This window comes from Bradyrhizobium sp. SZCCHNRI1009 (assembly GCF_032487575.1).
In the GTDB taxonomy this organism is placed as follows: domain Bacteria; phylum Pseudomonadota; class Alphaproteobacteria; order Rhizobiales; family Xanthobacteraceae; genus Bradyrhizobium.
This window is the reverse complement of record NZ_JAUEUL010000021.1, coordinates 73,293-87,430: the sequence shown is the minus strand read 5'-3', so window position 1 is coordinate 87,430 and position 14,138 is coordinate 73,293. Positions and strand designations below refer to the sequence as shown.

Genomic DNA, 14,138 nt, shown 5'->3' with positions numbered 1-14,138 from the left:
GGGAGTAGCGAACAGGGAAGGTAGGGCATCCCCCGATTCGCTACTCCCTATTCGCCATTCGCGCGTTTCAATATGCCGCCGCAGATCAGCGCCTCCATATGGGCGATGTACTGGCGGCAGACGTCATCGGTGACGGGGCCGACGCCGATCGCGCGCGACATGGCGTGGCGGCCGAAGAACAAATGATCGCAGGCGCCGATCAGGCTGGTGTAGAACAGCACCGGGTCGACGGCGCGGAAGTCGCCCTCGGCGACGCCCTCCTCGATCAGCCTGCGATGGAAATCGAGCAGCGGGGCCACGAAGAACTTCGACACCTCGTCGGCCGCTTCGGCGCTGCTCTCGTGCAGCAGATAGTGGATCAGCCGGTTCATGTAGGGAAACCGGTGATAGGCGCGGATGATGCCGCTGATGTGCAGCTTCAGCTTGGCCGTCGGCGGCAGCGGCTGCGCCAGCAGATATTCGAGATTTGCGACCTCGGTCGCGGCGTCACGGGCGAGCAGCGCCAGCAGCAGGCCGTCCTTGTTGCCGAAATGGTATTTGACCAGCGCAGCGTTTGCCCCGGACTTCTGCGCGATGTCGCTGAGCGAGATCTCGATCGAGGACCTCGCGATCATCAGCTCGCTGGCGGCGTCCAGCAGCTTCTCTGCTGTCGCATTCCGCCCCGCGGGAAGTTTCTCCGGCACGCTGTTCTGAAGCTGGGGTCCCAAGACATGTCTCGCGCTTGATCGAGGCAGATAAGCCGAAGCCGGAGTTGATCTCAAGAGTTAATTGATCGATTGACTAAGGCTCAATCGCGCATTTAAATCGCAGCCAATCACGAACACCAAGTCTAGGGAGGACACGTCATGGCGGAAGCCTACATCGTCGCGGCTGCACGCACGGCCGGCGGCCGCAAGGGAGGCCGCCTGGCCGGCTGGCATCCGGCCGACCTCGCTGCGAAGGTGCTGGACGCGCTGGTCGAGCGCTCCGGCGCCGCGCCGGACCAGGTCGAGGACGTGATCATGGGCTGCGTGATGCAGACCGGCGAGCAGTCGAACAACATCGCGCGCAATGCGGTGATGGCCTCGAAGCTGCCGGAGAGCGTGCCTGGCACTTCGATCGACCGGCAGTGCGGCTCGTCGCAGCAGGCGCTGCATTTCGCCGCGCAGGCCGTGATGTCGGGCGCGATGGATGTCGTGATCGCCGCCGGCGTGGAGTCGATGACCCGGGTGCCGATGGGTCTCTCCTCCACGCTTCCGGCGAAGAACGGCTTCGGACACTACAAGAGCCCCGGCATCGAGAGCCGCTATCCGAACATCCAGTTCAGCCAGTTCACCGGCGCGGAAATGATGGCGGAGAAGTACGGTCTCTCCAAGGATGAGCTCGACGAATACGCCTATAACAGCCATCAGCGCGCGATTGCCGCCACGCAGGCAGGCCACTTCAAGGACGAGATCATCCCGCTCGAGATCGTCAGGGCCGACGGCTCGACCGACACCCATCACATCGACGAAGGCATCCGCTTCGATGTCACCCTCGACGGCATCAAGGGCGTCAAGCTGATCGCCGAGAACGGCAAGCTCAGCGCGGCGACCGCGAGCCAGATCTGCGACGGCGCCTCGGGCGTGATGGTCGTCAACGAGCGCGGCCTGAAGTCGCTCGGCGTCAAGCCGCTGGCCCGCGTCCATCACATGACCATGATGGGCGGCGACCCCGTGATCATGCTGGAGGCGCCGCTCCCGGCGACGCAGCGCGCGCTGCAGAAGGCCGGCATGTCGATCGACGAGATTGATCTCTATGAAGTCAATGAGGCGTTCGCGTCCGTGCCGACCGCTTGGCTGAAGACCACCGGCGCGGATCCGAGCCGCCTCAACGTCAATGGCGGTGCGATCGCGCTCGGCCATCCGCTCGGCGGCTCCGGCACCAAGCTGATGACCACGCTGCTGCATGCACTGAAGCAGCGCAACAAGCGCTATGGTTTGCAGACCATGTGCGAAGGCGGCGGCATGGCCAACGTGACGATCGTCGAGAGACTCTAGCTCCTTCCGCACCAACGGTGTCGCCCTCGCCTAGTCGCACGCGAACGCGGGGACCCATAACCACCGAATTGAGTTTTGGGCGAGCTGGAGCCACAGCTCGCTCTCACCACAGGCTCCTGTGGCTATGGGTCCCCGCGTTCGCGGGGATGACACCTTTTTCCTGATCAGCGGTGTGCCCTCATGACCCACCCCTCCATTCACGCCAAGAGCCATCCCGACAAGATCGCCTACCAGATGGCCGGCACCGGCAAGGCCATCACCTATCGCGAGCTCGACGAGCTCTCCAACCAGGGCGCGCAGTTGTTCCGCGCGCTCGGCCTGAAGGCCGGCGATCACGTCGCCTTCCTGATGGAGAACCGGCTCGCCTTCATGGAGATCGCCTGGGCCGCGCAGCGCTCCGGCCTCTACTACACCGCGATCAGCCGCTATCTCACCAAGGACGAGATCGCCTACATCATCAGGGATTGCGGCGCCAAGGTCTTCATCACCTCGCCGAAATGCGCCGAGCAGGTGCGCGATCTCGCGACGGAGAAGGATGGTCCGCTGTTCTTCATGGTCGACGAACCCGAGCCGGGCTTCCGCTCCTGGGACAAGGAGGCCGGCGCCCAGCCCAAGACGCCGATCCCCGACCAGGTCGCCGGTTACGACATGCTGTATTCGTCGGGCACGACCGGGCGTCCCAAGGGCATCAAGAAGGATTTCGAAGGCAATCCGATCGATCAGCCCAACCAGTTCCTGCGCGTGCTCTGCGCCGACATGTGCGGCATGAATGCCGAGAGCATCTACCTGTCGCCGGCGCCGCTCTATCATGCAGCTCCCCTGCGCTTCAACATGATGGTCTCGGTGCTCGGCGGCACCTCCATCATCATGGAGCATTTCGACGCCGAGAAGTTCCTGAAACTGGTCGAGAAATACAAGGTCACGCAGTCCCAGCTGGTGCCGACCATGTTCGTGCGCATGCTGAAGCTGCCGGAGGACGTCCGCAAGAGCTATGACGTCTCCACGCTCAAGGGCGCCATCCATGCTGCGGCCCCCTGCCCGGTCGACGTCAAGGCCAGGATGATCGAGTGGTGGGGCCCGATCCTCATCGAGTACTACGCCGGTTCGGAAGGCAACGGCGTCACCGTCTGCACCTCGAAGCAGTGGCTGGAGCATCGCGGCAGCGTCGGGCGTGCCGTGGTCGGCAAGATCAAGATCCTCGGCGAAGACGATCAGGAGATGCCGACCGGCGAGATCGGCACGGTGTATTTCGCCGACGCGCCGGTGTTCTCCTATCACAACGATCCGGAGAAGACGAAGCGCGCCTACAACGACAAGGGCTGGTCGACGCTCGGCGACGTCGGCTATCTCGATGCCGACGGCTTTCTCTATCTGACCGACCGCAAGTCCTACATGATCATCTCCGGCGGCGTGAACATCTACCCGCAGGAGACCGAGGACGTCCTCATCACGCATCCCGACGTCGCCGATGTCGCCGTGTTCGGCGTGCCGAACGAGGAGATGGGAGAGGAGGTCAAGGCGGTGGTGCAGCCCCACGACATGGCGCGCGCCGGCAAGGAGCTCGAGCAGCAATTGATGCTGTTCTGCCGCCAGCATCTGTCACCGATCAAATGCCCGCGCTCGATCGACTTCGAGCCGGAGCTGCCGCGCACACCGACGGGCAAGCTGGTCAAGCGGCATCTGCGCGAGCGCTATTGGCCGAAGAAAGGCGCGGCTTAGCCCCACCAACGGTGTCGTCCCGGCCTTGAGCCGGGACCCATAGTCACCGTCTTGAGTTTTGCGAAGGCTGGAGCCGCCAGTCAGCCTCACCACATTGTCCTGTGGTTATGGATCCCGGCGTTCGCCGGGACGACGCGAGGAGAGTACACGCCGTGTCTCAGTCTCTTCCCCCGCTCCCTCTTCCCCCGCTCCCCCTTCCGCCCACCATCCGCTCGCGCTTCGTCGACGGCATCAACGGCCTGCGCATGCATGTGCTGGAAGCCGGGTTCGAGACGCCCGGCCGTCCCTGTGTACTGCTGCTGCACGGCTTTCCCGAGCTGGCCTATAGCTGGCGCAAGGTGATGCCGGCGCTGGCGGCCGCCGGCTACCACGTGCTGGCGCCGGACCAGCGCGGCTATGGCCGCACCACGGGGTGGAGCGCGGACTATGACGGTGATCTCGCGCCGTTTCGATTCACCAATCTGGTCCGTGATGCGCTCGGCGTGGTCTATGCCTTCGGCCATCGCCATGTTGCTTCCGTCATCGGCCACGACTTCGGCAGCCCCGTCGCGTCGTGGTGCGCTGTGATCCGCCCCGATGTCTTTCGATCGGTCGTGATGATGAGCGCACCGTTCCCGGGGCCACCCGCAGCGCCGTTCGACATCGCCAGCCAGCCCCTCGCGCCGCAAGCGGATCCGGTGCATCGCGAACTGGCGGCGCTGCCGCGGCCGCGCAAGCATTATCAATGGTACTACGCGACGCGGCAGGCCAATGCGGACATGCATCGCGCCCCGCAGGGGCTGCATGACTTCCTGCGCGCCTATTATCATCACAAGAGTGCCGACTGGTGGAGCAACAAGCCCTATCCGCTGGCGACATGGAGCGCGGACGAGCTCGCCAAGCTGCCGACCTACTACGTGATGGACCTCGGCAAGACGATGGCCGAGACCGCCGCCGAGGAGATGCCAGACGCGGCGGCGATCGCCGCGAATCACTGGCTGCCTGACAGCGAGCTCGCGGTCTATACCGCCGAATATGAACGGACCGGCTTCCAGGGCGCGCTGCAATGGTATCGCTGCGGCACGTCAGGCCTGTTCGAAGCGGAATTGCAGACGTGGTCGGATCGCACCATCGACGTTCCGTCTGCATTCATCTCCGGCCTGCAAGACTGGGGCATCTACCAACGGCCCGGCGTGTTCGAAGCGATGCAATCCCGAGTGTGCACCAACATGATGCTGTGCGAGCTGATCGATCGTGCCGGTCATTGGGTGCAGCAGGAGCAACATGAACGAGTCCATGAGCTCCTGTTAACGTTCCTGAACAGACTGACAGCCTGATTTCGGACGCCGTTTCGAACTATCAGGCGAATCGAGGAACGAACATTCGGGGTTGACGTTTCCGCATCCGGGCAATGCGCATCAGGAGATGATTTATGGATAAGAAGATCGCAGGCTTGTTGGGCGCCGTCGCCGCTGTCGGCGCGCTCGGCACGGTGCAGGCGTCGGCGGCTCCGGCCCCGACCGATGTCCTGAAGGCCAATTCCTACGCCGACCTGCTCGAGCCGATCCCCGATGCCGCGAGGGTGCTGCAGGCGCTCGACGAGCAGGGACCGCCGGCGGCCGAGCCGAAGGTGCAGCTCGCGCAGTGGTACCATCACCATCATCATCATCACCATCACCACCATGGCTACTGGCGCGGCTATGGCTATGGCTACGGCTATGGGCCGCGCGTCTACGTGGTGCCGCGCCGCTACTACCATCATCACCACCACCATCATCACCATCACCACTGGTACTACGATCGCTATTGATCGCACTGCGATAGTGGTCTGGAGGGCGCCGGCCGGAAGGTCGGCGCCCTTCTCGTTCTACCCTTCTCTTTTCATCCGGCCATCACGACTTGCGCGCCTTCTCCTTTGCAGCACGATGCAGATGGCGATAGGTTCCGTCGAACACGGTATCGGTGCTGGACACCCATTCGGTCTCCTTGGCCAGAACAGGCCGGCTGGCATGGATGCGCCGTGACTGCAATTCGCGCTCGGCGGCTTCCTCTGGCCCCATCGGCTCGACGGTGAAATTCGCCTCCTCCGGAATCACGATCACCTGCGCGAACGGCTCGCCCGGACGGAAGATGTGCGTCCGCCCTTCCGCGGGCGCCTTGAAGACGCAGAAGAACAGCATCGGCCAGAAATTGCGCACCAATGCCGGCACCGCGATCGGGCAGGTATCGGTGCGATCGGTGTAGAAGCGCGGATGCGGCTCGGTCCGGATCGCAAAGCCCTTGGGCACCTTGAGATCGAGCAGGATCTGGTAGGTGTAGAAGGTATCGCCGAAATTGCGGAATGGCGGCCATTGCAGGCTCGGGCTCGGCGGCTCGCCCCAGTCGCCGGACAGCTCCAGCTTGCCGTCGCGCGTGGTGACCTGCAGCTCGAAGTCGTAGGGATAAAATAGCTCGATGCCATATTGCGCACCTTCCGAGAATGGTACGCAATGCCAGACCTGCTCATGCGAGCCATTCGCGCGCGGCTGGCGTTCGCCTGCCCAGCCCGGGATATCCATCCGGGTGCGGCGCGGCGCCAACCCTGGATCGTTGAGCCGGTATTTGACGCTGTCCATTGGAACTCCTTAGGTGGCTGAGCGGAACGCGAACGACGGACTATCCTCGCAGTTCCATGACTGGAGCTTGAATGCGGGGTCACGAAAGCGTTCGCGACCAATCGGCGGCCGGAGTTTGACCGCGGTGCGGCAAATCCATATAGACTTTAGAAACGTTCTAAACAGCCGAATGTTGAGAGCGAGAGATCCGGGGACCTTGGAATGAAGAACTTCGCCGACCTCACCGAGCGCGAGATCCTGGCAATCGCGATCTCGGCCGAAGAGGAAGACGGCCGCATCTATATGAGCTTCGCGGAGGATCTGGCGGAACGTTATCCGGATTCGGCCAAGCTGTTCGAGCAGATGGCCGAGGAGGAGAAGGGCCACCGCCACATGCTGCTCGAGCTCTATGAGGAGCGCTTCGGCAAGAACCTGCCGCCGATCCGGCGCGAGAACGTCAAGGGCTTCCTGCAGCGCCGGCCGATCTGGCTGACCAAGAACCTGTCGCTCGACGCCATCCGCCGCGAGGTCGGCACGATGGAGTTCGAGGCCGAGCGCTTCTACGCCAAGGCCGCCGAGCAGGCCAAGGATGTCGGCGTGCGCCGGCTGCTCGGCGATCTCGCCGAGGCCGAGAAGGGCCACGAGAAGGTTGCGGCGAAACTGACCGACAAGATCCTCAGTCCGGACGTCCGGCACAAGGAGGATGAGACGCGGCGGCGCGTGTTCGTGCTGCAATATGTCCAGCCCGGTCTCGCCGGCCTGATGGACGGCTCGGTGTCGACCTTGGCGCCGCTGTTCGCCGCCGCCTTCGCCACGCATCAGAACTTCCAGACCTTCCTGGTCGGCCTTGCCGCCTCGATCGGCGCCGGCATCAGCATGGGCTTTGCCGAGGCGCTGTCCGACGACGGCTCACTGACGGGACGCGGCTCGCCGTGGCTGCGCGGCGCCGTCTGCGGCGCGATGACGACGCTCGGCGGACTGGGGCACACGATGCCCTATCTCGTCCCGGACTCCTGGACCAACGCGTTCTGGATCGCGACCGCGATCGCGAGCCTCGTGGTGTTCTTCGAGCTGTGGGCGATCGCCTATATCCGCGCGCGCTACATGGACACGCCGTTCCTGCAGGCGGTGTTCCAGATCGTGCTCGGCGGCATCATCGTGCTCGGCGTCGGAATTCTCATAGGAGCGGCCTAGCCTCCGCACCCCGGCGTCTTGCAAAACGTCCAGCCGCGAGGCTGATGGCGCCGGACCGATCACAACGGAAAATCGTCATGACGCCACGCTTGCATTACGGCACGCCCGCGAAGATCCTGCACTGGCTGGTGGTGGCGCTGCTCGCCATCCAGTATCCGATCGGCTGGCTGATGCCGGACCTGCATGCCAACACGCCCCCCGGCGCGCCGATGATCCTGCACATTTCGTTCGGCCTCACCATTCTGGCATTGATCGCCGTGCGCTTCGTCTGGCGGCTCACCCATCCGGTCGCGCCGGAGAGTTCGCTGCCGCCCTGGCAGCGGCTGAGCTCGGAGGTCGTGCACTGGATGCTCTATGTGATGGTGATGGCGAGCACCATCACCGGCTGGCTGTTCGCCTCCTTCCGCGGCTGGAGCGTGTCGTTCTTCTACCTGCTTCCGTTGCCGATGCTGGCGGCGCGCAACCCGGCCGGTAACCGCGCCATCGACGGGCTGCACCAGGCATCCGAATGGCTGCTGCTGATCCTGATCGTCGCTCACGTCGCCGCCGCAATCGCGCACGTCTTCATCTATCGCGACCGCGTCATGCAGCGGATGCTGCCGGGCTAGAGGATAGTCCGCAATTTTGGTCAAGTGATCGCCATCCGCATCGGTTAGACTCCCGGCAAACATCGCACCGGGAGGATCGACATTGGCCGCACCGCAATGGACGTTCGCAACCGCCGTCGACACGGCGAAGGCATTGGCAGACCGTCAGATCTCGTCGGTGGAGCTGACCAGGCTCGCCATCGATCGCATCGAACGTCATGACTCCGAGATCAACGCCGTCTGCGTGCGCGATTTCGAGCGCGCGCTCGCTGCCGCTGACGTCGCCGACGCGGCGCTGGCGCGCGGCGAACGGCGGCCTTTGCTCGGCCTTCCGCTCACGGTGAAGGAATCCTACAACGTCGCCGGCCTGCCGACGACCTGGGGTTTTCCGCAGCACAGGGATTTCATCGCGGCCGAGGATGCGCTGACGGTGACGCGCGTGAAGGATGCCGGCGGCATCGTGCTCGGCAAGACCAACGTGCCGCTCGGGCTCGGCGACTGGCAGAGCTACAACGACATCTACGGCATCACCAACAATCCCTACGATCTCGGCCGCACGCCAGGCGGTTCGTCAGGCGGATCGGCCGCGGCCCTGGCCGCCGGCTACGGCTCGCTGTCGCTCGGGTCCGATATCGGCGGCTCGCTGCGGGTCCCCGCGTTTCACTGCGGCGTCACCGCGCACAAGCCGAGCTACGGCCTGGTGGCCTCGCGCGGCCACACGCCGCCGCCATTTCAGCCGCTGCCCGGCGAGGCCGACCTCGCCGTCGTCGGCCCGATGGCCCGTTCGGCCGCCGATCTGTCGCTGCTGCTCGATGTGATCGCAGGCCCCGACCCGCTCGAGGCCGGCAAGGCGTATCGCCTCGACCTGCCGCCGGCGCGTCACGGTCGCCTGCAGGATTTCCGCGTGCTGGTGGTCGCGAGCGATCCGCTGCTGCCGACCGACAGCGCCGTGCGCGGCGCGATCGAGCGGCTGACGGCCGACCTGGCACGGGCCGGCGTCAACGTCGCGACAGAGAGCCCGCTGCTGCCGGACTTCGCCGCATCGAGCCGGCTCTACATGCGCCTGCTGCTCGGCTTCATCGGCGCCACCATGCCGGCGGAGGTCCACGCCGGCGCCAGCCACGCGGCCGCGCAATTGCCGAAGGAGGCGGCGAGCCTCGCGGCCGAGCGACTGCGCGGCATCGCGCTCAGCCATCGCGACTGGGTTCAGGCCGGCGGGGCGCGGGCGCGGCTGCGCGCGCAATGGCGAACGCTGTTCGAGCAGTTCGACGCCGTGATCTGCCCGATCATGCCGACTCCGGCCTATCCGCACGACCATTCGCCCGACCAGGAGCAGCGCCGCATCAGCATCGACGGCGTCGAGCATTGCTACGCCGATCAGCTCGCTTGGCCGGGCATCGCCACCTTGCCCGGACTGCCGGCGACCGCGATCCCGCTCGGCCTCGCCAACGGCTTGCCGGTGGGCGTGCAGATCGTCGGCCCATTCCTCGAAGACCGCACGCCGCTCAAGCTCGCCGACCTGATCGAGCGCGAGTTCGGCGGCTTCGTTCCGCCGCCACGGTTCGCGAATTAGTTAGTGCTTCGACTTCTTCAACAACGCCTCACCAAATTCCGCCGTCCTACATCGTCATGGCCGGGCTTGACCCGGCCATCCATCTTCCAGAGGCTGGATGCCCCGGTCAAGCCCGGGCATGACGAGTGACTAATAGGCAGACCCGCCAAACCCCATCAACTTCCTCACACTCGACCGTGCCCCTCATGCATCGAACATGATCACGCTGCGCAGCGTCTTGCCGGCCTTCATGTTGGCGAAGCCCTCGTTGATCTCCGACAGCTTCAGCTTGGCGGAGATCCAGTCTTCCAGGTGCAGCTTGCCGCGCAGATAGAACTCGACGAGGCGGGGCATATCGACGCGGAAGTGGTTGGAGCCCATCGAAGAGCCCTGGATGCGGCGCTCGCGCAGGAAGTCGAAGCCGTGCAGCTCGATCTTCTGGCCGAACGGGATCATGCCGACGATGGTCGCGGTGCCGCCCGGCGCCAGCATCGCGAACGCCTGCTCGGCGGTCTCCTTGCGCCCAAGCACCTCGAAGGCGTGATGCACGCCGCCCTTGGTGAGCTCGCGCACCTGGGCCACGACGTCGCCCTCAGTGGGATTGATGATGTCGGTTGCGCCCAGTTTCGTCGCAAGCTGCAGCTTGGCCGGATTGGTGTCGATGGCGATGATGCGGCCCGCGCCCGCGATCTCCGCCCCGTTGATCGCGGCCATGCCGACGCCGCCGCAGCCGATCACGGCCACCGTCTCGCCGGCCTGCACCCGCGCCGTGTTGACGACGGCGCCATAGCCGGTGATGACGCCGCAGCCGATCAGCGCGGCGAGGTCGAGCGGCATATCGTTGCGGATCTTCACGATCGCATTCTCGTGCACCAGCATCTGCTCGGCGAAGGACGACAGGTTGAGGAACTGGTGCAGCTTCTCAGCTCTCGCCCATGACAGCCGGTTGGAGGCGCCCGGCGGCATCTTCACCGTGGTGTCGGTGCACAGCACCGGACGTCCCGTGGTGCAGTTGTCGCAGGTGCCACAGAACACCGAGAGGCAGGTGACGACATGATCACCCGGCTTCACATAGGTGACGTCGGCGCCGACCTGCTCGACGATCCCAGCGGATTCATGGCCCAGCACCGCGGGCAGCGGATGCGGATACAGGCCCTCGATGAAATGCAGATCGGAATGGCAGAGCCCCGCCACCGCCGTGCGGATCAGCACTTCCCGCGGCCCCGGCTTGGGCACGCTGACGTCCTCGATGACGAGCGGCTTGTTGACCTCCATCAGCACGGCGGCTTTCATTGGCGTTCTCCCTGTCTTGTTTATTGTGAGTTGTTACCCGGCTGTTTCGACGTAGCCGCTGCGCTCCCTCTCCCCATTCTTCACGGGGAGAGGGTTGGGGTGAGGGGCAGCCGCACGGGTGGTGCAAATGATTAGACCTGTACCCCCAGCCTGTTCGCTCATCACTCGCACAAAGCAGAAGCCATGAGCTCGCGATCCATCTTCGTGACATTCCACAAGACTACGCCGCCGAAATCAGTTCGCCAACCTCGTCCATACCTGCGACGCGATCGCCGAGCAGCAACGTCGCCATCGCGTCGTCCGTCTCGTTTTCCGCGAGCCGGAACGGATCGGACGGCGTCAGACGATGATCGACGACGAGCTTCGCCAATAGCAACCGCCGTGCGTCGCCGCGCATCGCGTGGATGCGCGCGCTTTCCCAGGTCGTCGAGACGGCGCTCGCCACGTGATACAGCAGGCTGGTGGCGCGGCGCGCTTCCGACTCCTTGTCGGCGCGTCCCGCGACCTCGCGCCCAAAGCCCACGGCACGATCCACGAGTCGATGCAGCCGATCGCGCCAGGCCTGCGGCACGGCGGCGCTGTCGTCGAGCCGCGCATGCAGGTCGGCTGCCAGCGCGGCCTCCGCACCGTGCCGGCCCACGGCGCGCTTCAGCGCATCGAGCGCGACGATGTTGCCGGTGCCCTCCCAGATCGAGCCGAGATGGGCATCGCGCAGCAGCCGCGCGGTGACGAACTCCTCGACATAGCCGATCCCGCCGCGCATCTCCAACGCATCGCCGCAGACCTTGCGCGCGTCGCGCGTGGCACGGAATTTCAATGTCGGCGTCAGAATGCGCAGCATCGCCGCGGCATCCTGGCTGCCGGCCTCGGCACGGTCGAGCGCGTCGGCGGTAAGGAAGCTCAGCGACAGCGCCTGCTCGGTCGCGAGCAGGATCTTCAGCAGTTGTCGCCGTCCGAGCGGTAGGTCGACGATGCGTTTTCCGAACACCACGCGGTTGCGCGCGACCGTGATTGCGTCGTGCCAGGCCCGCCGCATCAGCGCCGTCGACTTGACGCCGTTGGAGAGACGCGACGAGTTGACCATCTCGGCCATCTGCACGAAGCCGCGATCGAGCCTCCCGACCGCATAGGCGACGGCGCCCTCCAGCTTGATCTCGCCCGAGGCCATCGAGCGCGTTCCGAGCTTGTCCTTCAGGCGCACGATCCGATAGTGGTTCTGACTGCCGTCATCGAGGAAGCGCGGCATCAGGAACAGGCCGACGCCGCGCGTTCCCGCTTCGGCACCTTGTGGCCGCGCCAGCAGCATCACCACTTTCGCGTCGGCATTGGAGCAGAACCATTTCTCGCCATGCAGGCGCCAATGGTCGCCCTCCGGCACGGCGACCGTCGTCAACGTGCCGACATCGGAGCCGCCTTCCTTCTCGGTCATGAACTGGCCACCCTGGGTCAGCTTTCTCATGTCGGTCTGGGTCAGGCCATCGAGGTACTTGGCCTTGAGCCCGTCGCTGCCGAAGCTCGCCAGCAGCTTGGCGCAGCCGTCGGTGACGTTGATCGGACAGCCCAGACCGAACTCCGCCTGGTTGAACAGGAAGGTGAAGGCGTGCTTGGCCGTGACCGGATACTTGGTCGGCCAGCCGAGAATGCCCTTGCGGATCGACATCGCGTGGATGCCGAACTCGCCAAAGGCGGCGCGCTCGAGCTCGCGATAGGCCGGATGGTACTCGACCCACTGCACGTCGCGGCCGAAGCGGTCGCGCTGGTGCAGCACAGGGCCATGGCGGTCAGCCAGGCGGGCGCATTCGTCGAGATAGGAGCCGGCGAGCTCGCCGAGGCGGTCGAGATGCGGCACGAGGTGCCGAAACAGCGCCTCGGGCAGATGGATGCGCAAGAGATCGGCGAGCGCGGGGTCGGCGCGATAGAAGTTCAGCCCGGTGGTATCGGGCGCCAGCAGCTCCGGCCTCGCGCCGCCGGTCATCACGTCATCGCGCTTCAGGAACTGATGCATGATCGTTAAGCCCTCGTTCGTTTCCGCAAGTCTCTGATGGACTCTTCGACAGGTTGCGCCTGATCGGATACACAACAGGCAGCGGCGTGCGCCGAACCGGGAGCAGATCCATGACCAATCAGCCGACGGAGGTTTATCGCATCTTCGGGGCGGAGATGTCGCCCTATTCGGTCAAGGTGCGATCGTATCTGCGTTACAAGGGCATTCCGCATCACTGGATATTGCGCAACGCGGAAAGCGAGACCGAGTTCGCGCGGCACGCCAAGATGCCGATCATTCCGCTGGTGGTCGCTCCCGACGAGGTGCCGATGCAGGATTCGACGCCGATCATCGATGCGCTCGAGCTCGACTTTCCGCAGCCGACGATTCATCCAGGCGACGCGCTGACGAGCTTCATCTCGGCCCTGATCGAGGAGTTCGGCGACGAGTGGGGCAACAAGTGGATGTTCCACTATCGCTGGGCCCGCGATCTCGACCAGCGCGCCTCAGCCGGGCGCATCGCCCGCATCCGCGCCCCCAAGGCGGACGAGATCGAGGTCGGCGAACTGGCCGAGAAGATCCGCGCGCGCATGGTCGAGCGGCTGTGGTACGTCGGCTCGAACGAGATCAACGCGCCGCAGATCGAGCAGGGCTTTGCCGAAATGCTCGACCTGCTCGAACGGCATCTCTCAGTCAGGCCGTATCTGTTCGGCCACCGTCCGGCCTACGGCGATTTCGGACTGTGGGGCCAGTTCTACGAGCTGTGGACCGATCCGACCGCAGGCGCTTTGATCGAGGGCCGCGCGCCGCATGTGCTGGCCTGGATCCACCGCATGCTGTGGCCGCGCGCCGAAGGCGAATTCGAGCTGTGGCCGGAACTGTCGCTGACCCTGATGCCGATCCTGACCCGCCAGGTCGGCGCGCTGTTCATGCCGTGGACGCTCGCCAATGAACAGGCGCTGGCCGAGAAACGCGATGCCTTTCGCGTCCAGTTCGGCGACTTCACCTGGATGCAGAAGCCGCAGAAATATCACGCGCGCTCGCTGGCGATGCTCCGCGGCAAATATGCCTTCCTGCACGATCGCAGCCGGCTCGATGTCGTGCTGGAGGAGATCGGCTGCCTCGCCGGATTGCAGCCGCGCCCATCCTGAGGGCGCGGCAAAAATGTGGGGACGAGCCGTAGGAAGTCGGCCGCCGGTGCACTAGCTTGATGTCTGC

Annotated in this window: 12 protein-coding genes; 8 read left to right on the top strand and 4 right to left on the bottom strand. The window is 65.0% G+C overall.

What is annotated here, in order from left to right; genetic code table 11:
- Nucleotides 1–47 precede the first annotated feature (47 nt).
- On the bottom strand, nt 48–707 hold the full coding sequence (locus QX010_RS26765; protein ID WP_316182859.1) for a TetR family transcriptional regulator: 660 nt from the start codon (nt 705–707) through the stop codon (nt 48–50).
- 138 nt (nt 708–845) lie between these two features.
- Between QX010_RS26765 and QX010_RS26760 the strand changes: the two genes are divergently transcribed.
- The 4 genes from QX010_RS26760 to QX010_RS26745 all read left to right on the top strand — a co-directional run bounded on the left by QX010_RS26760 (nt 846) and on the right by QX010_RS26745 (nt 5,526).
- On the top strand, nt 846–2,018 hold the full coding sequence (locus QX010_RS26760; RefSeq protein WP_316182858.1) for an acetyl-CoA C-acetyltransferase: 1,173 nt from the start codon (nt 846–848) through the stop codon (nt 2,016–2,018).
- A 180-nt stretch (nt 2,019–2,198) separates the two neighbouring features.
- Entirely contained in the window at nt 2,199–3,737 is a 1,539-nt protein-coding gene (locus QX010_RS26755) for an acyl-CoA synthetase (protein ID WP_316182857.1), read from the top strand.
- A gap of 245 nt (nt 3,738–3,982) precedes the next feature.
- Nucleotides 3,983–5,053 (top strand): alpha/beta hydrolase, encoded by a 1,071-nt coding sequence (locus QX010_RS26750; RefSeq protein ID WP_316182877.1) that lies wholly within the window; start codon nt 3,983–3,985, stop codon nt 5,051–5,053.
- A gap of 95 nt (nt 5,054–5,148) precedes the next feature.
- On the top strand, nt 5,149–5,526 hold the full coding sequence (locus QX010_RS26745; protein ID WP_316182856.1) for a hypothetical protein: 378 nt from the start codon (nt 5,149–5,151) through the stop codon (nt 5,524–5,526).
- Nucleotides 5,527–5,608: 82 nt separating this feature from the next.
- Here QX010_RS26745 and QX010_RS26740 read toward each other — a convergent pair whose 3' ends face one another.
- Nucleotides 5,609–6,331 (bottom strand): hypothetical protein, encoded by a 723-nt coding sequence (locus QX010_RS26740; protein ID WP_316182855.1) that lies wholly within the window; start codon nt 6,329–6,331, stop codon nt 5,609–5,611.
- A 201-nt stretch (nt 6,332–6,532) separates the two neighbouring features.
- On the opposite strand from QX010_RS26740, the gene mbfA reads away from it, so the two are divergent.
- The 3 genes from mbfA to QX010_RS26725 all read left to right on the top strand — a co-directional run bounded on the left by mbfA (nt 6,533) and on the right by QX010_RS26725 (nt 9,664).
- Nucleotides 6,533–7,504 carry an iron exporter MbfA gene (gene mbfA, locus QX010_RS26735; protein ID WP_315805200.1) on the top strand — a complete coding sequence of 324 codons (972 nt, stop codon included), beginning with the start codon at nt 6,533–6,535 and terminating at the stop codon, nt 7,502–7,504.
- A 77-nt stretch (nt 7,505–7,581) separates the two neighbouring features.
- A complete protein-coding gene (locus tag QX010_RS26730) occupies nt 7,582–8,112 on the top strand; it encodes a cytochrome b (protein WP_315805201.1) in 531 nt (176 codons plus the stop codon).
- 82 nt (nt 8,113–8,194) lie between these two features.
- Nucleotides 8,195–9,664, top strand: a complete 1,470-nt coding sequence (locus tag QX010_RS26725; protein WP_316182854.1) for an amidase — start codon at nt 8,195–8,197, stop codon at nt 9,662–9,664.
- A gap of 183 nt (nt 9,665–9,847) precedes the next feature.
- Here the strand turns inward: QX010_RS26725 and QX010_RS26720 are convergent, their stop codons facing one another.
- Both QX010_RS26720 and QX010_RS26715 read right to left on the bottom strand, forming a co-directional pair.
- The gene (locus tag QX010_RS26720) at nt 9,848–10,936 is read right to left on the bottom strand and encodes a Zn-dependent alcohol dehydrogenase (RefSeq protein WP_316182853.1); all 1,089 of its coding nucleotides are present in this window, start codon (nt 10,934–10,936) and stop codon (nt 9,848–9,850) included.
- Between the two features lie 220 nt (nt 10,937–11,156).
- Nucleotides 11,157–12,941, bottom strand: a complete 1,785-nt coding sequence (locus QX010_RS26715; RefSeq protein ID WP_316182852.1) for an acyl-CoA dehydrogenase family protein — start codon at nt 12,939–12,941, stop codon at nt 11,157–11,159.
- A gap of 110 nt (nt 12,942–13,051) precedes the next feature.
- On the opposite strand from QX010_RS26715, the gene QX010_RS26710 reads away from it, so the two are divergent.
- On the top strand, nt 13,052–14,071 hold the full coding sequence (locus tag QX010_RS26710; protein ID WP_316182851.1) for a glutathione S-transferase family protein: 1,020 nt from the start codon (nt 13,052–13,054) through the stop codon (nt 14,069–14,071).
- Nucleotides 14,072–14,138 lie beyond the last annotated feature (67 nt).